The 18,904-nt window shown below is 63.3% G+C and carries 15 protein-coding genes; 4 read left to right on the top strand and 11 right to left on the bottom strand.

Annotation, left to right across the window (positions count from 1 at the left end):
* Positions 1 to 138: 138 nt before the first annotated feature.
* The 9 genes from NP503_RS09715 to puuE all read right to left on the bottom strand — a co-directional run bounded on the left by NP503_RS09715 (position 139) and on the right by puuE (position 10,851).
* A complete protein-coding gene (locus tag NP503_RS09715) occupies positions 139 to 1,794 on the bottom strand; it encodes an ABC transporter ATP-binding protein (protein WP_127268158.1) in 1,656 nt (551 codons plus the stop codon).
* The gene (locus tag NP503_RS09710; protein WP_127268157.1) at positions 1,794 to 2,618 is read right to left on the bottom strand and encodes an ABC transporter permease; all 825 of its coding nucleotides are present in this window, start codon (positions 2,616 to 2,618) and stop codon (positions 1,794 to 1,796) included. Before NP503_RS09710 ends, NP503_RS09715 begins: the two co-directional genes overlap by 1 nt.
* A 9-nt stretch (positions 2,619 to 2,627) precedes the next feature.
* On the bottom strand, positions 2,628 to 3,587 hold the full coding sequence (locus NP503_RS09705) for an ABC transporter permease (RefSeq protein WP_127268156.1): 960 nt from the start codon (positions 3,585 to 3,587) through the stop codon (positions 2,628 to 2,630).
* Positions 3,588 to 3,602: 15 nt separating this feature from the next.
* Positions 3,603 to 5,189: an ABC transporter substrate-binding protein gene (locus tag NP503_RS09700; protein ID WP_127271943.1), complete on the bottom strand. Its 1,587-nt coding sequence runs from the start codon at positions 5,187 to 5,189 to the stop codon at positions 3,603 to 3,605.
* 153 nt (positions 5,190 to 5,342) lie between these two features.
* The gene (locus tag NP503_RS09695) at positions 5,343 to 7,328 is read right to left on the bottom strand and encodes a CocE/NonD family hydrolase (RefSeq protein ID WP_127269856.1); all 1,986 of its coding nucleotides are present in this window, start codon (positions 7,326 to 7,328) and stop codon (positions 5,343 to 5,345) included.
* Positions 7,329 to 7,410: 82 nt separating this feature from the next.
* Positions 7,411 to 8,004: a nucleoside deaminase gene (locus NP503_RS09690; RefSeq protein ID WP_127269858.1), complete on the bottom strand. Its 594-nt coding sequence runs from the start codon at positions 8,002 to 8,004 to the stop codon at positions 7,411 to 7,413.
* Between the two features lie 66 nt (positions 8,005 to 8,070).
* Complete coding sequence (locus NP503_RS09685; RefSeq protein ID WP_127271946.1) at positions 8,071 to 8,562, bottom strand: ureidoglycolate lyase; 492 nt, start codon at positions 8,560 to 8,562, stop codon at positions 8,071 to 8,073.
* Positions 8,559 to 9,422, bottom strand: a complete 864-nt coding sequence (locus NP503_RS09680; RefSeq protein WP_127271948.1) for a bifunctional allantoicase/(S)-ureidoglycine aminohydrolase — start codon at positions 9,420 to 9,422, stop codon at positions 8,559 to 8,561. Before NP503_RS09680 ends, NP503_RS09685 begins: the two co-directional genes overlap by 4 nt.
* 10 nt (positions 9,423 to 9,432) lie before the next feature.
* Positions 9,433 to 10,851: an allantoinase PuuE gene (puuE, locus tag NP503_RS09675; RefSeq protein ID WP_127268652.1), complete on the bottom strand. Its 1,419-nt coding sequence runs from the start codon at positions 10,849 to 10,851 to the stop codon at positions 9,433 to 9,435.
* A gap of 203 nt (positions 10,852 to 11,054) precedes the next feature.
* Here puuE and uraH point away from each other — a divergent pair, with 203 nt between their 5' ends.
* The 4 genes from uraH (at position 11,055) to xdhC (ending at position 16,569) form a co-directional block, all read left to right on the top strand.
* Positions 11,055 to 11,429, top strand: a complete 375-nt coding sequence (uraH, locus tag NP503_RS09670) for a hydroxyisourate hydrolase (RefSeq protein ID WP_127268651.1) — start codon at positions 11,055 to 11,057, stop codon at positions 11,427 to 11,429.
* A 3-nt stretch (positions 11,430 to 11,432) separates the two neighbouring features.
* Positions 11,433 to 12,914, top strand: a complete 1,482-nt coding sequence (gene xdhA / locus NP503_RS09665; protein WP_127268650.1) for a xanthine dehydrogenase small subunit — start codon at positions 11,433 to 11,435, stop codon at positions 12,912 to 12,914.
* 208 nt (positions 12,915 to 13,122) lie between these two features.
* Complete coding sequence (gene xdhB / locus NP503_RS09660; RefSeq protein WP_127271950.1) at positions 13,123 to 15,483, top strand: xanthine dehydrogenase molybdopterin binding subunit; 2,361 nt, start codon at positions 13,123 to 13,125, stop codon at positions 15,481 to 15,483.
* Between the two features lie 75 nt (positions 15,484 to 15,558).
* Positions 15,559 to 16,569 (top strand): xanthine dehydrogenase accessory protein XdhC, encoded by a 1,011-nt coding sequence (xdhC, locus tag NP503_RS09655; RefSeq protein ID WP_127271953.1) that lies wholly within the window; start codon positions 15,559 to 15,561, stop codon positions 16,567 to 16,569.
* A 12-nt stretch (positions 16,570 to 16,581) separates the two neighbouring features.
* On the opposite strand, the gene NP503_RS09650 is transcribed toward xdhC, so the two are convergent.
* Positions 16,582 to 17,847 carry an LLM class flavin-dependent oxidoreductase gene (locus tag NP503_RS09650; RefSeq protein ID WP_127266489.1) on the bottom strand — a complete coding sequence of 422 codons (1,266 nt, stop codon included), beginning with the start codon at positions 17,845 to 17,847 and terminating at the stop codon, positions 16,582 to 16,584.
* A complete protein-coding gene (locus NP503_RS09645) occupies positions 17,844 to 18,857 on the bottom strand; it encodes an LLM class flavin-dependent oxidoreductase (RefSeq protein ID WP_127266490.1) in 1,014 nt (337 codons plus the stop codon). Before NP503_RS09645 ends, NP503_RS09650 begins: the two co-directional genes overlap by 4 nt.
* Positions 18,858 to 18,904: the final 47 nt, after the last annotated feature.

Here is an 18,904-nt window from a genome sequence, read left to right as displayed (position 1 = left end):
AAGGACGTTTGGCGCTCTTGTGTTGCATCCGGATGACGGTCGCCGGCGCCCCATGTGGCGGCTTGGTCTGGTGCAATTCCCAGGGGAAGCGCCATGCGCTTCTTCTGGGAGAACCGGTTCCAGTTTCCCCGAATTGCTTTAGTTGCCCGCGCTGGCCATGCGCCGTCCCTTGATTGCCTTTTCCAGCCAGCCGATTTCCATCTCTGGAACCGAGGAGAGCAGCAGGTCGGTGTAGGCGTCGAAGGGCGGGCTTAGCACCTGGCTCTTGGGGCCGTAGCGCACCACCTCGCCGCGATACATAACCGCGATCGAATCGGCGATCGACTTCACAGTGGCGAGGTCGTGCGTGATGAACAGATAGGCGACGTTCTCCTCCTTCTGCAACTCCAGCAGCAGCTTGAGGATGCCGTTGGCGACCAGCGGATCGAGCGCAGAGGTCACCTCGTCGCAGATGATCAGCTTCGGCTTGGCGGCAAGCGATCGGGCGATGCAGACACGCTGTTTCTGGCCGCCGGAAAGTTCGGCCGGATAGCGGTCGGAAAAGCCCTTGCCCATCTCGATCTTGTCGAGCAGTTCGGCGACGCGCCTGTCGCGCTCGCGGCCGCGTATGCCGAAATAGAATTCGAGCGGCCGGCCGATGATGGTGCCGACGGTCTGGCGCGGGTTCATCGCCACGTCGGCCATCTGGTAGATCATCTGCAACTGGCGCAAATCCTCCTTCGGCCGGTCGGCCAGCCTGTTGGCCAGCGGACGTCCGTCGAAGGTGACGGTGCCCTGTTCGGGCGGCAAAAGTCCCGTGATGGCGCGCGCCAGCGTCGACTTGCCGGAGCCGGACTCGCCGACCACGGCCAGCGTCTGACCCGGATAGATGTCGACCGAGACGTTCTTCAGCACCTTGATGTCGCTGCGGCCATAGGCGGCGGTGACGTTCTTCACCGACAGGAATGGCGACGTGCCGGGTTTCTGCTCCTGATGCTCGATCTCATGCACCGAGACCAGCGCATTGGTGTATTCCTGGCGCGGCTCCTTGATGATCTGCCTTGTGCCGCCCCATTCGACCAGCCTTCCATGGCGCAGCACCATGATCTCGTCTGAGACCTGGGCGACGACGGCAAGGTCGTGGGTGATGTAGAGCGCAGCGACATGGGTGTCGCGGATGGCATCCTTGATCGCCGCCAGCACGTCGATCTGCGTCGTCACGTCGAGCGCCGTTGTCGGCTCGTCGAAGACGATCAGGTCCGGCTCGGAGCACAGCGCCATCGCCGTCATCACGCGCTGCAACTGGCCACCCGAAACCTGGTGCGGAAAGCGCTCGCCGATGGTTTCAGGGTTCGGCAGGCTGAGCTTCTTGAACAGCGCAACCGCGCGCTTCTCGGCCTCGGCCCGCGTTGCCGTACCGTGCAGCAGCGTGGCTTCCACCACCTGGTCCATCAGCCGGTGCGCCGGGTTGAAGGCGGCTGCCGCCGATTGCGCGACATAGCAGACCTCGCGGCCGCGTAATTTGCGGAAGCCGTCCTTGCCGCCCTTGAGGATGTCGCGGCCGTTCAGGATCACCTCGCCGCCGGTGATGCGCACGCCGCCGCGGCCATAGCCCATCGACGACAGGCCGATGGTCGACTTGCCGGCGCCGGACTCGCCGATCAGGCCGAGCACCTTGCCTTTTTCAAGCGTCAGCGAGACATCGTGCACCAACACGATGTTCTTTGGCGGCTCGCCGGGCGGGAAGACGGTGGCTTCGATGCGTAGGTTGCGGATGTCGAGCAGCAGGCCTGATTTCGCTTTGGTGTCGGCCATCACCCGCGTCCTCCCTTGAGGCTGGTCGTCCGGTTGAGCACCCAGTCGGCAACCAGGTTGACGGAAATCGCCAACAGGGCGATCGCCGCCGCCGGGATAAGCGCGGCCGCGATGCCGAAGACGATGCCATCCTTGTTTTCCTTGACCATGCCGCCCCAGTCGGCGTCCGGTGGCTGCACGCCAAGGCCGAGGAACGACAGCGTCGACAGGAACAGCACGGCATAGATGAAGCGTAGGCCGAGTTCCGAAACCAGCGGCGACAATGCGTTGGGAAGGATCTCGCGGAAGATGATCCAGCCGCTGCCCTCACCACGCAGTTTCGCCGCCTCGACATAGTCCATGACGTTGATGTCGACGGCGACCGCGCGCGACAGGCGATAGACGCGGGTCGAATCCAGAATGCCCATCACCAGGATCAGCGTCACCAGATTGGTCGGCAGCACTGACAGCACGACGAGACCCATGATCAGCGTCGGGATCGACATCAAGAGATCGACGAGGCGCGACAGCAGCGTGTCGAACCAGCCGCCGAAGACGGCCGCCGAGAAGCCGAGGATGGCGCCGAGCGAGAATGACAGTGCGGTGGCCAGCACCGCGATGAACAAAGTGATGCGGGCGCCGTAGATCATGCGAGACAGAAGATCGCGGCCGAGATTGTCGGTGCCCAGCAAATGGGCAGCCGACATCGGTTCCCAGACGTCGCCGACGATTTCGCCATTGCCGTGCGGCGCGATCCAGGGGGCGAAGATCGCCGCCAGCACGAACAATGCCGTCAGCACGATCCCGATCAGCGCGGGGAGGGGGATGCGTTTGATATCGAGCATATCCGCCCCCTATTTCGGATGTCTGAGACGCGGATTGGCGACGATCGCCGCTATGTCCGCAATGATATTCAGGCTGATATAAACGGCGGCGAAGATCAGGCCGACCGCCTGCACCACCGGCACGTCGCGTTTGGTGACGTGGTCGACAAGATACTGCCCCATGCCCGGATAGACGAAAATCACCTCGACCACGACGACGCCGACGATCAGGTAGGCGAGGTTGAGCATGACGACGTTGATGATCGGCGCGATGGCATTGGGGAAGGCGTGCTTGCGGATGACGTTGAAGGCCGACAGGCCCTTCAGTTCCGCGGTCTCGACATAGGCCGACTGCATGACATTGAGGATCGCCGCGCGTGTCATGCGCATCATGTGGGCGAGCACGACCAGCGTCAGCGCTGCCGCCGGCAGAGCGATCGCCTGCATGCGCTCGCCAAAAGGCATGCCGTCATAGACAGTCGAAATGCCCGGGAAGATTTGCCATTTCACGGCGAAGAAATAGACCAGCACATAGCCGATGAAGAACTCGGGAAAGGAGGTCGAGGCCAGAGCCAGCCCGGAGATCAGCTTGTCGACCCAGCCATTGCGGTAGCGCACCGCGATCAGACCGAGGATAATCGCTAGCGGCACCGCGACGACCGCTGCCCAGAAGGCGAGGAACAGCGTGTTCCACAGCCGGCCCTTGATCGACGTGGCGATATCCTGGCCGCTCGACATGGCGGTACCCAGGTCGCCTGTCACCACCCCGCCGAGCCAACGGAAATACCTGATATAGGCCGGATCGTTGAGGCCGAGCTGCTCGCGCAAATTGGCGAGCGACTCCGGTGTCGCCGATTGCCCAAGAATGGCTTGCGCGACATCGCCGGGCAGGATCTGCGTGCCGGCGAAAATCAGGACCGAAACGGCCAACAAGAGGAGAATGCCCAGCGCGATGCGCTGGGCAATCAGTTTCAGGATGGGTGAAGACATATCCGCAAAGCCGGCTCAGGCCTGCAGCCAGCACTTCGCCAAGGCGTAACCGTTCATCAGTTCCTGATGTGGATCGTCGACCCAGCCATCGACCTTGGCACCGGTCGCGTCGATGAACTGGTTGAACATCGGCAGGATCAGACCGCCTTCGTCGCGGACCATGACAGCCATGTCGTGGTACATCGCCTTGCGCTTGGTCTCGTCAAGTTCGGCCCGGGCCGCCAGCACCATCTTGTCGAAATCCGGACGCTTGAAACGCGTGTCGTTCCAGTCCGCCGTCGACAGATAGGCGGTCGAGTACATCTGGTCCTGCGTCGAGCGGCCGCCCCAGTAGGAGGCGCAGAAGGGCTGCTTGTTCCAGACTTCCGACCAGTAGCCGTCGCCCGGTTCGCGTTTGATCTCCAACTTGATGCCGGCCTTGGCCGCGCTCTGCTGATAGAGTTGCGCGGCATCCACGGCGCCGGGGAAGGCGACGTCGGAAGTCCGTAGCAGCACGGCGCCATCATGGCCCGACTTCTTGAAGTGGAACTTGGCCTTGTCGGGATCGTATTTGCGCTGCTCGATCTCGGTAAACAGCGGATAGGACGCATTGATCGGGAAGTCGTTGCCGATCGAACCGTAGCCACGCAGGATCTTGTCGAGCATTTCTTCGCGGTCGATGGCCAGCTTGAGCGCCATGCGCAGATCGTTGTTGTCGAAGGGTGCGGTGTTGCAATGCGCGATGAAGACATAGTGGCCGGGACCCGCATGGTTGCGGATGGTGACGCCGGGCAGGCGCTTGATCAGGTCGACGATCTTCGGCTCGACGCGGTTGATCATGTTGACCTGGCCGCCTTGCAGGGCGGCGGTGCGCGCCGTCGCATCGTTGATGACGATGATCTCGATCTGGTCGGCGTGGCCCATCTTGTCGCCCTGCCAGTAATTGGCGAAACGCTCGCCGCCATGGCGCACGCCGGGCTCATTGGTCGTAACCTTGTAAGGACCGGCCGAGATGCCTGCGTCGGCCTTGTCCTTGCCGCCATTCGGTTGGACGATCAGGTGATAGTCGCTGAGCAAATAGGGCAGGTCGGCATTGGCTTCCTTCAGGGTCAGCACGACTTCCTTGCCGCTGGCCTTGATGGTTTCGATGCCCTTCATATAGCCGAGCGCGCCGGATTTCGACTTCTCGTCGGAATGGCGCTCAAGTGTGGCGGCCACGTCCTCGGCGGTCACCGTCTTGCCGTTGTGGAATTCGACGCCGTCGCGGATCTTCAGCGTCCACACCTTGGCGTCGTCCGACGAGCCGATCTCCTCGGCGATACGATTCTCGAGCTTGCCTTCGGGCGAAAGCTCGACAATCAATTCGCCCCACATCTTGCCGAAGGCGAACGGCACCTGAGTCATGAACAGCGCCGGGTCGAGGCTGTTGGTGGATTCACCGCCGACTAGGCCGGCCTTCAGTGTGCCGCCCTTGACCGGACCCGCCGCGCGTGCAGCGCTTGAAAGCAGCGAGTTGGCGAAGGGCGCGGAGATACCGAGCGCCGCCGCCCGGCCGAGAAAATCACGACGGCTCAGTTTGCCCGACGCGACACGCCGGCTAAGAAATTCCAGTTCGTTCGACATTTTGAGTTCCTCACTCTGTTGGTTCGACTCTGCGGTCGTTTTTCTTGTTTCTTGTGAGGAGAATAATGACCGCAAGGGAAAGCGGTAAGCAAGACCGAATGCGACATGCCGTGGCGTAAATCGTACGTCGCAATTGGACCAATGAATCGGCGCTCAAAGAAGCGCGCGCCGCACCTTCTCTTCGAAATTGCGCTCGAAGACGAGGGTTTCGTCCTCATAGGCCTCGATTCTGGCGCTGACGATGAAGTTTTGCGCGTCCGATCGCATTTCGGCTGTCGTTTCGGTGCGTACCGACCATCCGTTTCGCGACAGGGTCTGCGTCCAGTGCGTCTTCCCCGAGGCCGAGAGCGGATCGTCGGGGTGGATCGTCCAGGTCTCGCGGGCGATGCTGCCATTGGCCAGGCCATGAGCGAGATCGCGCACCTCGCCGAAATCATCATCGATGGAAAGCGTCACGATTCCGGTCTTTTCGTCACGATCGATATGGCGCTCGGAATTGCTGGCGCGGATCGTCTCCGTTGCCCAGGGAGTGGCACCTTCCGGCTCGGCGAACGCCGCTTCGTCGTCTGTCGCCAGCGGCCGCAGCGGCAAGCGGAGCGTCGCCGCCGACAAGGTCAGCCGGACCGGCTCCGGCGACGGCCAGATGGCAGGCCAATAGGCGTTTGAAACGGCAACACGCAGGTGGTGGCCGGGCGGAACGCGATAGCCGCATTGATCGAGCACGACGCGCGCGAACACGGTTTCGCCCGGCACCAGCGCCTCGGGAAATTCATGCGAATTGCGATGCGTCAGATTGAGCACGCCATAGGAAATCAGTTCCGAGGCGCCGTCGGGATGCACGTCACAGAGCCGGATCGCGATGTTGGCCTGCGGACGGTCGGAGGACAGCCGCACCTCGACTTCCGGAGCGCCGACGATGTCGATGGCCTGACTGAGTTCCGACTGGTCGAAACACACCGACAGCGCATCGTCGGGGCGCTGATCGCCCGGCAGTTCGGGGCCGAAGGTGAAGGGAAAATACTCGCCACCGGCCAGGCCGCAGCTTTGCGGCGAGGCAACGATGGAGGGTTTTTCCGTTGACGGGATCAGATCGACCGTTTGTGTCTTGATGTTGGACGATGGCCATTCCTGCTCCGCCACCCAGCGGCCAGGCCGCTCGGGGTGCCAGCGCGCTGGGCGCACGCTGTCCATGACATAGGCGCGGTAGGCCGGGTCGGACTCGACACCGGTGTCGACACCCTTCAGCCAGCGGTCCCACCAGCGCAGAGCCTCCTGCAGGAAGCCGATGGCGGGTTTTGGTCCTGCGTAGTGCGGGTATTTGTGGATCCATGGCCCGATAATGCCCTTGACCGGGGCTTCGATGTTGCTGGCCAGATGCGAGACCGTGTTGCGGTAGCCGTCATGCCAGCCGCCGATCGACAGCACCGCGGCTTTGACGGCGGAGAAATCCTCGCAGATCGAGCCGCGCTTCCAGTAGGCATCACGGTGCTGGTGTTTCAGCCACAGCGGCGCCAGGAAGGATTGGTTCTCCAGCCGGGTCAGCCACAGATCGCGCCATCTGTTGTCGCCGGCCAGCAGCGGGTCCGGTGGCCGCGACGAGTAGGACAGCATGGTCGAAGCCCAGCCGAAGTTCTCGATCAGCAGGCAGCCGCCCTTGTAGTGGATGTCGTCGGCATAGCGGTCGACGGTCGAGCATAGGCTGATCACGGCTTTCAGCGCCGGCGGCTGCTTGGCCGCCACCTGCAGGCAGTTGAAGCCGCCCCAGGAAATGCCCATCATGCCGACATTGCCGTTGCACCAGGGCTGGCTTGCCGCCCAGGCGATGACGTCGCAGGCGTCCTGCAATTCCTGCTCGGAATACTCGTCGTCCATCAGCCCTTCGGAATCGCCATTGCCGCGCATGTCGACGCGGATCGAGGCATAGCCGTGGCCGGCGAAATAGGGATGCGTCAGCTGATCGCGAAAGATGGTGCCGTCGCGCTTGCGGTAGGGCAGGTGTTCGAGGATCGCCGGCACCGGATCGTCGCCCGCATCCTCCGGCATCCACACCCGCGCCGAGAGCCGGCAGCCGTCCGGCATGACGATCCCCATGTCCGGGAATTCGACGACCTTGCGGGAAAATTCGGTGACTGTTTTCATGGCATGCTCCAGGATCGCCAGATGATGGAGCCGGTGGGGTCGCGTCGTGGGCCAGCCAACGAATTCGGCTGGTCAATCCGCGTCAATTCAGCGGAATGTCGTTATCGTCCTTATTCGCCTGATAGACGCCGGACAACTCATCGTAGCGCGCCGAAATCGCGCCGATACGTGTTTCCAGCCGTTGCCGCTCGGCTTCGGGCAAAGTTCGCACCAACCGACGTATGGAAAAGCTCTTCCAGTAGGCATTCTCGGCATTGTAGCCGCCGGGATCGAGGGTGAAGACCTCTTTCAGGATTTTCAGGTCGTGCGGGATGGCAAAGCTGTCGCGCGAATCCTCGTGGCTGAACAGATAGTAGAAATTGTCGAAGCCGGTCCAGGTGATAGCCGACAGGCAGAGCGAGCAGGGTTCGTGCGTGGCGATGAAGATGGCGTCTTTCGTATCGACGCGTTCAGCCCTGGGCATTTCGTAGAAGCGCTTCAGGCAGTGCACCTCGCCGTGCCAGAGCGGGTTTTCCATCTCGTTGTTGGTTTCGGCCAGCACCAGCGACCGGTCGTCCTTGCGCAGGATCGCGGCGCCGAACAGCTTGTTGCCATGGGTGACGCCGTCGGCCGTCTTCGGCACGATGTCGTGCTCGATAACGTCGAGCAGGCGGTCGATCAGCGAAATATCCGTCATCAGGGGGTCTCCTGCCGCATGTCGCCCAAAGTGCCCCGGGTTTGGGGTAACGACACGCACAAAAAATTAAGGGAGATGGATCTCGTAGGCGTGCGAGAAATGGAACTCTTCGAGATTGGAGCCGTCGCCGCCACGGTCGACGATCAGGAAATCCTGAGGCTCGCCGAGCGGCGTCAGCACGCCATGCCAGAGATTGCGCCGGTAATTGATGCCTTGGCCGGGTGCGGTGATGAAGGCATGCGGCTCATCAGGCCCTTGCTCGCCGTCATGGCAGACGACGACCAGGAATGGACGCGGCGACAGCGGGATGAAGGCCTGGCTGCCGAAGGGGTGGCGCTCGACCATGCTCAGCTTCAGCGGCAGTTCGTAAGGCGTGCCGCGCACCATCGAGATCAGCACGCGGGCATTCGGTCCGGTCGCCTCGGCGGTCGCCAGATCGTGATAGCGTTCCGCGCGGCCGCCATTGATCGGGTAGTGGTTGTCGCCGCCCATGTCGATGACGTCGCCGAACGGAGCAAAGCTCTCGCGGGTCAGTGGCCGCGCAATGATCCGCGTCACGGCGTCCGCCCAGGGACACCGACGCCGCCGAGCTTGGCGTGCCGGTTCACGTCCTTGTAGAGCAGATAACGGAATTTGCCCGGGCCGCCGGCATAGCAGGCCTGCGGACAGAAGGCGCGCAGCCACATATAGTCGCCGGCCTCAACCTCGACCCAGTCCTGATTGAGGCGATAGACCGCCTTGCCTTCCAGCACATAGAGCCCGTGCTCCATGACATGGGTCTCGGCGAAGGGAATGACCGCACCCGGTTCAAGCGTGACGATGGTCATGTGCATGTCGTGGCGCAAATCGGCTGGATCGACGAAACGCGTCGTCGCCCAGCGGCCCTCGGTGCCGGGCATCGGCGTCGGCGCGATCTCCTGTTCGTTGGCGAAGAAGGCCTCCGGCGCATCGAGACCGTCGACCGCCTCGTAAGCCTTGCGAATCCAGTGGAAGCGCACGTCGGCCTTGCTTTCGTTGCGGACCGTCCAGCCGCTGGCAGGCGGCAGGAAGGCAAAGCCGCCGGGCCGCAAGACATGCTTCTTGCCGGCCAGCAGAACCGTCAGTTCGCCTTCGACCACGAACAGCGCGCCTTCGGCGCCGGCATCGGGTTCCGGCCGGTCGCTGCCGCCGCCGGGCGCGACCTCGACAATGTATTGCGAGAACGTCTCGGCAAAACCGGACAGTGGTCGCGACAAGATCCAGACGCGGGTCTCGTCCCAGAACGGCAACGCACTGGTCACGATGTCCTGCATCACACCCCGAGGAATGACGGCATAGGCCTCGGTGAAGACGGCGCGGCCGGTCAGAAGCTCGCTCTGGCCGGGGTGGCCGCCATGTGGTGCGTAATAGGTTCGCTCGGGCATTCTGATCGTATCCATGGGTTCAAACCTATTGCGGAAGCATGTCCTTGAGGCGGAGCAGTGCGATGCGCTCGACCTGTTTGCAGGCGGTCTCGAATTCGACGCCGCGGCTGTTGCCGATGCGCGCCTCGAACTCCGCCAGGATTTCTTGCCTCGTCTTGCCCTTCACCGCGATGATGAAGGGAAAGCCGAAGGTGGTGACGTAGGCGGCGTTCAGCTTGGAAAACAGTTCGCGCTCCTTGTCGGTCAGCGCGTCGAGGCCGGCCGAGGCCTGTTCCCTGGTCGATTCCGCCGTCAGCCGTTTGGCCTTGGCCAGCTTGCCGGCAAGGTCGGGATGGGCGTTGAGCACCGAAAGCCGCTCGGTCTCGCTGGCGGACCGGAAGACACGGCAAAGCGCGTTGTGCAGGCCGCCTGAAGTGTCATGCGCCGGGCCCAGTTCCAATTCGTAGGCGCGTTCGGCGATCCAGGGCGAATGCTCGAACACGCCGCCGAAGGTATGAACGAAGGTCTCGAATTCCATCTTCGATGGGCTGAGCGCCGCCGGTTGATAAGGATTGACCTCTTGCCAGTGCTTGGCGATGTCGATGCGCCGCGCCAGCCAGACCTTGTCGTGCGACTTCACATAGTCGACGAAGCGCTTCAGCGCCGCCACCCGCCCCGGCCGCCCGACGAGGCGGCAATGCAGACCGATGTTCATCATGCGTGGCCGGCCGGCCTTGCCCTCGGCATAGAGCGTGTCGAAGCTGTCCTTCAAATAAGCAAAGAACTGGTCGCCCGAGTTGAAGCCCTGCGGCGTGGCGAAGCGCATGTCGTTGGCGTCGAGCGTATAGGGGATGATGAGCTGCGCGCCGCCCTCATGCTCGAACCAGTAGGGCAGCTCGTCGTCATAGGTGTCCGACACATAGTCGAAACCACCTTCTTCCGCCACAATCCGCACTGTGTTGATCGATGTGCGACCCGTATACCAGCCGGTCGGGCGCGCGCCGGTCACTTCGTAGTGCAGCTTGATCGCCGCCTCGAGGTCGCGGCGCTCATCTTCGGCGCTGTGGTCGCGGTAGTCGATCCATCTCAGCCCGTGCGAGGCGATCTCCCAGTCGGCTTCCTGCATGGCCGCCACCTGATCCGGCGAACGGGCGAGTGCGGTGGCGACGCCGTAGCAGGTGATCGGCACTTGCGACTCGGTGAACAGCCGCAGCAGCCGCCAAAAGCCGGCGCGGGCACCGTATTCGTAGATGGATTCCATGTTCCAGTGACGCTGGCCCATCCAGGGTGCCGCGCCGACGATTTCCGACAGGAAGGCTTCAGACGCCTTGTCGCCATGCAGGACGCAGTTCTCGCCGCCTTCCTCGTAGTTGACGACGAACTGCACGGCGACATGTGCGCCGCCAGGCCATTTCGGGTCCGGCGGATTGGCTCCGTAGCCGCGCATGTCTCTGCTGTAACGCATCGTCCCTCCCGCCGGGCATGGCCCGAAGTATGATCAGGATATCGAAAGGGTGCCTCTCGCATTCCCCCGAAAATTTTTGAAAGTGTTTTTGTCGCACTCCGCTCGACCGGGACTTATGCATCGCCTTTAATTGGCGCACAATTCACTGTTGATACTTGATCGTACCGGGCCAATTCGCTCGTACCGGAAATGGGAGGCGGCCAATGGCAGAAACGTCGAATGCCGATGGCGGGCGTCTGACGACCCATGTCCTCGACACGGCGACCGGCAAGCCGGCGGCGGGACTGTCGATCGCGCTTTATCACCTCGACGGCAAGGCGCGGACACATCTGAAGACCGTTGTCACCAATGCCGACGGCCGTTGCGACAAGCCGCTGCTCGCCGGCGCGGAGTTCCGCACCGGCGAATACGAACTGGTCTTCGCCGCCGGCGACTATTTGCGTCAGCAGGGGTTGAGCCTGCCGAAACCCGCCTTTCTCGATGTAGTACCAATCCGCTTCGGCATGGCCGAGCCCGTGCACTATCATGTGCCACTGCTGGTCTCGCCCTACGGCTACTCGACATACAGGGGGAGCTGAGGCATGGCCAAAATCAGCATCCGCAAAGAAATCCGCTTCATCCTCAACGGCAGGGACGTCGCGCTTTCGTCGGTGGCGTCAGACGCGACCCTGCTCGACTGGCTGCGGCTCGACCGTTCGCTGCGCGGCACCAAGGAAGGCTGCGCCGAGGGCGATTGCGGCGCCTGCACCGTGTTGGTCGGCAAGCTCTCGGCGGACGGGCTGGTCTATGAAAGCGTCAATGCCTGCATCCGCTTCCTCGGCTCGCTCGACGGCACACACGTCGTGACCGTCGAGCATCTGCGCGGCGTATCAGGCCAACTGCATCCGGTGCAGCAGGCGATGGTCGATTTCCACGGCTCGCAATGCGGCTTCTGCACGCCGGGCTTCGTCATGTCGCTCTATGGCCTGTGGATGAAGTCATCGAATCCGTCGAACGCGGATATCGAAAAGGCCTTGCAAGGCAATCTCTGCCGCTGCACCGGCTACGAGGCGATCATCCGCGCCGCGCATGCCATCTCCAGCTACGGTAAGGCGGCGGAGGATCCGCTGGCCGCAGAGCGCAAGGCGATCACCGAGAGGCTCGAGGCCCTGCATGACGGCGCCCGGGTCGAGATCGGTTCGGCCAAGGCGCGGCTGGTCGTGCCGGCCAACGTCGATGATTTCGCCGCCGTGCTGGACAAGGAACCCGGCGCCACCATCGTTGCCGGCTCGACTGATGTCGGCCTATGGGTGACCAAGCATATGCGCGATATTTCGCCGGCCATTTTCATAGGCAATCTCGACGGACTTTGCACCATCTCGGAAGACAAGGGCGTCATTTCGATCGGCGCCGGCGTCACCTACACTGACGCCTTCGCTACATTGGCGAAGCGTATCCCGGCGCTGGGGCCGTTGTTCGATCGCATCGGCGGCGAACAGGTGCGCAACATGGGCACCATCGGCGGCAACATCGCCAACGGCTCGCCGATCGGCGACACGCCGCCGCCCTTGATCGCGCTTGGCGCAAGTCTCACCCTGCGCAAGGGCAAGAAGCGGCGCTCGATTCCGCTGGAAACCTTCTTCATTGCCTATGGCAAACAGGACCGGCAACCGGGCGAATTCGTCGAGGCCGTGCACGTTCCGGTTCCGGCCAGGGGCACGAAATTCGCCGTCCACAAAATCACCAAGCGCCGCGACGAAGACATTACCGCAGCCCTCGGCGCCTTTTTCCTGACGCTGGCTAAAGACGGCACGGTGGCGGAGGTGCGCATCGCCTATGGCGGCATGGCGGCGACGCCGAAGCGGGCGTCCTCTGTCGAAAAAGCGCTGCTCGGCAAGCCGTGGACCGAACAGGCAGTTGAAGCGGCGATGGCCGAATATGCCAGGGATTTCACTCCGCTGACCGATATGCGGGCCTCGGCCGAATATCGCGCACTGGCGGCGAAAAACCTGCTGTTGCGCTTCTTTGCCGAGACCACGGATACCCGGGCACCATTCCAAGTGTCACGCAACGAGGCGGCATGATGAGCACCAATGCCAGTGAACAAACAGCCGAACGGTCGCGAGTAGCGTCCTTCTCCCCGTTCACGGGGAGAAGATGCCGGCAGGCAGATGAGGGGCGGCGCCGTCGTCGATCTTTGTCTGCAAGGCTGTCGACGTCGGCGCTGCCCCTCATCCGACCCTTCGGGCCACCTTCTCCCCGTGAACGGGGAGAAGGGAAAGGGCGCGCATGATGAACAAGCACGCTGCCCCCAACCTCAAGGCTGAAAAGATCGCCGGCGGCGTTGCCACCGATCAACGGCATGACTCCGCCCACAAGCATGTCAGTGGCACCGCCGTCTATATCGACGACATGCCGGAACCGGCCGGCACGCTGCATGGCTGCCTCGGGCTTTCCAGCGCCACGCATGCCACGATCGCCAGCATGGATCTCTCGGCGGTGCGTACAGCGCCCGGCGTTGTCGACGTGCTGACGGCCAGTGACGTGCCCGGCGAAAACGACATTTCGCCGACCGGCCGCCACGACGAGCCGGTGCTGGCCGACGGCAAGGTGCAATTCTACGGCCAGCCAATCTTCTGCGTCATTGCGCAGACCCGCGAGCAGGCGCGCCGCGCCACCAGGCTGGCCAAGGTCGAATACAAGGAATTGCCCTTCGTCACCGACATTGGTGCGCTCGATCCTAGGAAGGACAAACTCGTCACGCCGCCACTGACGCTGAAGCGCGGCGATGCCGCCACAGCCATCCGTCAGGCGCCGCGCCGGTTGAAGGGAAAAATGCGCGTCGGCGGCCAGGAACACTTCTACCTCGAAGGCCATATCGCCATGGCCATTCCGGGCGAGGACCAGGACGTCACCATCTATTCCTCGACCCAGCATCCGAGCGAAGTCCAGCATATGGTCAGCCACGCGCTCGGCGTGCCGAGCAACGCCATCACGGTGGAAATCCGCCGCATGGGCGGCGGCTTCGGCGGCAAGGAGACGCAGGGCAACCAGTTTGCCGCATTGGCCGCGATCGCCGCGAAGAAACACCATCGCGCCGTGAAAATCCGGCCCGACCGCGACGACGACATGATCGCCACCGGCAAGCGTCATGATTTCCTCGTCGACTACGAGGTCGGCTTCGATGACGAGGGCAATATCCTCGGCGTCGATTTCATGTTCGCGGCGCGCTGCGGTTTTTCGTCGGACCTTTCCGGCCCGGTGACCGATCGCGCGCTGTTCCACTGCGACAACACCTATTTCTGGCCGGCGGTGCATGCCCAATCGGCGCCGCTCTACACCAACACCGTCTCGAACACCGCGTTTCGGGGTTTCGGTGGCCCGCAAGGCATGGTCGGCGCCGAGCGCGTCATCGACGAGGTGGCCTTTGCCGTCGGCAAGGATCCACTCGAAATCCGCAAAAAGAATTTCTACGGCACCAGTGGTGATAGCGAGAGGGGCCGCAACATCACGCCCTACCACCAGACGGTCGAGGACAACATCATCCAGCGCATCGTCGCCGAGTTGGAGGAAAGCGCCAGCTATGCGCGGCGGCGGCGTGAGATATCGGCCTTCAACGCCAACAGCCGTTTCATCAAGCGCGGCCTGGCGCTGACACCGGTCAAGTTCGGCATCTCGTTCACCGCCACCCACTACAACCAGGCCGGCGCGCTGGTGCATGTCTACACCGACGGTTCGGTGCATCTGAACCATGGCGGGACCGAGATGGGGCAGGGCCTCTACGTCAAGGTGGCGCAGGTGGTGGCGGAAGAGTTCCAGATCGACCTCGACCAGGTCAAGATCACCGCGACCACGACCGGCAAGGTGCCGAACACTTCCGCCACGGCAGCGTCGTCCGGCTCGGACCTCAACGGCATGGCGGCGCAAAATGGCGCGCGCCAGATCAAGGACCGGCTGACCGATTTCGCCGCCGAAAAATACCAGGTGCCGCGCGATCAGGTGCTGTTCCTGCCCAACCGGGTGCGCATCGGCAACCAGGAAATCGCCTTCGCCGACCTCGTCAAGCAGGCCTATATGGCCCGTGTCCAGCTGTCGGCGGCGGGTTTCTACAAGACGCCGAAAATCCACTGGAACCGCGACAAGGGCGAGGGCCGCCCCTTCTATTATTTCGCTTATGGCGCCTCGTGTTCGGAAGTCTCGGTCGACACGCTGACCGGAGAATACATGGTCGAGCGTACCGATATTCTCCATGACTGCGGGCGCTCGCTGAACCGAGCTATAGACATCGGCCAGATCGAGGGCGGCTTCATCCAGGGCATGGGCTGGCTGACGACGGAAGAACTGTGGTGGGACGCCAAGGGCCGGCTGCGCACGCATGCGCCGTCGACCTACAAGATCCCGCTCGCCTCCGACCGGCCAAAGATCTTCAACGTCACCTTGGCCGACTGGCCGGAAGCGGGCGAGCCGACCATCCACCGCTCCAAGGCGGTCGGCGAGCCGCCGTTCCCGCTCGGCATGTCGGTGCTGCATGCGCTGTCGGATGCGGTGGCCAGTGTCGCCGACAACAAGATTTGCCCGCGCCTCGATGCCCCCGCCACACCGGAACGCGTGCTGATGGCGATCGAGCGGCTGAAGAAAGAGGCCGGCGCCTGAATCCGGCCCAGGGGGTCAGCAATGTGTGCAATCCGGGCCGAAAAAACCTATATTTCCCGCACGGGAATGCGAATGATGAATTCGAAAGTGCAAAGCCTGAGAGACTTCCTTGCCAGCGCCGACCGGATTGCCCTGGTCGAAGTGGCTGGCACAAAAGGTTCGACGCCACGCGAGAAGGGCGCATTTATGCTCGTCTCGCGGGCGGCGATCTTTGGCACGATCGGCGGCGGTCAGCTCGAATACATGGCAATCGACAGGGCCAGGCAGATGCTCTTCTCCCCCCTTGAGGGGGAGATGTCGGCGAAGCCGACAGAGGGGGTCCTATCAGAAGGCACCGCCAGGGCGTTGAGCCCGGTCGATCCGACCCCACCCGGCAGCTTCGCCGCCACCCTCCCCTCGAGGGGGAGGGGAACCCGCATCGAGGTTGACAAAGTCTGCGCTACCCTGGACGTCCCGCTAGGCCCGGAAATCGGCCAATGCTGCGGCGGGCGCGTCGAAGTGCTGATCCGGCTCGTCGATGCCGCGCTTGCCGCCGAACTGGTTGCGGTTGCGGAAGCCGAAGAGGCACACCTGCCATATGTCTACGTCTTCGGCGGCGGCCATGTCGGCCAGGCGCTGGCGTCGACGATCGCACTTCTTCCCGTGCACGGCGTCGTCATCGAGACGCGCGCCGAAGCACTGGAAGGCATGCCGGAAACCGTAGAGATGCGGCTGACGCCGATGCCCGAGGCGATGGTGCGCGATGCTCCCGCCGGCACTGCCTTCGCCATCCTGACCCACGACCATGCGCTGGATTTCCTGATCGTCGCCGAGGCGCTGAAACGCGACGATGCCGCCTATGTCGGCATGATCGGCTCGAAGACCAAGAAAGCGACGTTCAGGAACTGGTTCCTGAAATCGGCGGATGGCAGTCAAGCTGAGTTTGCCCGCCTCGTCTCGCCAATCGGCGGCGACACCGTCAAGGACAAGCGCCCGCAGGTCATCGCGGCGCTGGCGGCGGCCGAGATCATGACGGCGCTGGTCAGTCACAACGCAACCTCAAGTGCCGACCATCAAATTCCGCATGGCAGGGTGATGGCAGGCTAGGCTGCGCCACAGCTAAACCGGCTGTTTCAAACCCAGTTGGTCGCGCAATGTGCGGCCCTCGTACTCCGTGCGGAACAGGCCGCGCCGCTGCAGTTCAGGCACGACGAGCATCGCAAAGGCATTGAGTTCGCCGGGGAAATAAGAGGGCATGACGTTGAAGCCGTCGGCGGCACCGCCTTCGAACCGCGCCTGCAACTCATCGGCAACCTGGGCCGCCGTGCCGACGATGCGCCAATGGCCACGCGCGCCGGCGAAATGCCGGGCAAGCTCGCGGATAGAGAGGCCGTCGCGGCGCGATTGCTCGATGACCAGCGCCTGCCGACTTTTCATCCCCTCGCTCTCCGGCAGGTCCGGCAGCGGCCCGTTGATCGGGTAGCGCCACAGATCGGAGATGCTGAGATAGCTGGACAGCAGCGCCACACCGACGTCGTCGGGGATCAGCGCCTGCAATTCCTCATATTTTTCACGGGCCTCCGCTTCGGTCTCCGCCACCACTGGCGCGACGCCCGGCATGATCTTGATGTCGTCAGGCTCGCGCCCGTAGGCCGCCAGACGCCCCTTGAGATCGTCGTAGAAGGCCTTCGCTTCCTCGAAGGTCTGCGCCGCGGTGAACACCACATCGGCGGTGCGGGCGGCAAGGTCGCGGCCGACATCCGAGGCGCCGGCCTGGACCATGACAGGCGCGCCCTGCGGCGAACGCGGCAGATCGAGCGGGTCGCGAACCGAAAAGCTCTGGCCGTCATGTCCGGATCCAGAAGCTCCATCGAGCTTGCCGTTCCAGAGCCCGGTTACCACCTCGGCGAATTCGCGCGCGCGCTCATAGCGATCGGCATGGGGCTTGAGGCCGGTCGAGCCGAAATTGGCGGCCTCGACAGGGCTGGCCGAGGTGACCAGGTTCCAGCCGGCCCTGCCGCCGCTCAGATGGTCGAGCGACAGGAAGGCTCGCGCCAGGCCATAGGGCTCGTTGTAGCTTGTCGAGGCTGTCGAGACGAGGCCGATGCGGCTGGTCTGGACGGCGAGCGCCGAAAGCAGGCTGATCGGCTCGAAGCCGATCGAGCGCGAAGTCTGGCTGGCAATGCCGACATTGGCTTCGCGCAGGCCTGCGGCATCTTCGCAGAAGATCATGTCGAACTTCGCCGCTTCCGCCGTGCGCGCCAGCGCGATGTAATGGTCGATGTCAGTGCCGGCGGTGACGTGTGCCTTGGGATGGCGCCAGGCCGCGATGTGGTGGCCTGTCGCCCACAGGAAGGCGCCGAGCTTGATCTGGCGAGCGGTCATCGGTCACCTCCGCCGGCAAGCCCGAGATGCGAGCGCAACGTCGTGCCGCGATAGTTCTCTCGAAACAGGCCACGCTGCCTCAGTTCCGGCAAAACCAGATCGACGAAATCGTCGAGCGCTGAAAGCTGTGCCGGCATCAGGATGTTGAACCCGTCGCAGCTTTTCGCCCGGAATTCCTCTTCCAGCCTCTCGGCGACGGCAGCCGGCTTACTATCGGCGGTTGGCGCGACGTTCGTCAGCACCTTGACGGCATCCGGGTCGCGTCCACAGGCTGCGACACGGCGCCTGATATCGTCATAGCGTCCTGTCGCGCCCTCCACCGGTCCGTCATCCAGCAGGATGACATCGGCGATGCGGGCGGCAATATCCAGGTCGGCTTCGCTCAAGCCCGACAAGACGAGCACTGGCGTATCCTGCGGCGAGCGTGCGACGTTCAGCGGTCCGCGCACGGAAAAGAACTCGCCCTTATGGTCGAGCAAATGCATCTTTTCGGGGTCATGGAAGCGGCCGCCGCTCTGGTCGAACAGCAGCGCGTCCGCATCCCAGCCCCGCCACAGACCTTGCACGATGCCGATACATTCCTCACTGCGACGGCGGAAATCGTCGGGCGAAAATCCCCCGGGCCGGCTGAAATTGGCTGCTTCCCGTGGCGCTTGCGTCATGGTTGCGTTCCAGCCACTGCGGCCATGGCTGATAATGTCGAGCGAGGCGAAACGGCGCGCCAGATTGTATGGCTGGTGGGCGACGGTCGATGCCGCGGCGACGAGCCCGATCCTGCTTGTGACAGTCGCCAATGCGGCCAGCAAAGTGGTCGCTTCGAAGGGCATCGGGCTGTTCGCGGCACCGCCGCCGGCCGCCGGTGCGGAATCGGCAAGCAGCACCATGTCCAGGCCCGCTGCTTCGGCCTTTTGCACGAAACCAGTCAGGCGGCTGAATCCCGGTTCCGGCGATGGATCGGCGATCCCCGGAAACAGCGAAACGGCAAGATGCATTGTGGCGCCGCTGTCCATCGATGGTGCCTGCGAGACGAAATACCACCCGAACTATGTTCGCCACT

The organism is Mesorhizobium sp. SEMIA396 (genome assembly GCF_024518615.1).
Taxonomy (GTDB): Bacteria; Pseudomonadota; Alphaproteobacteria; order Rhizobiales; family Rhizobiaceae; genus Mesorhizobium.
This window is presented reverse-complemented; position numbering and strand designations above follow the sequence as displayed.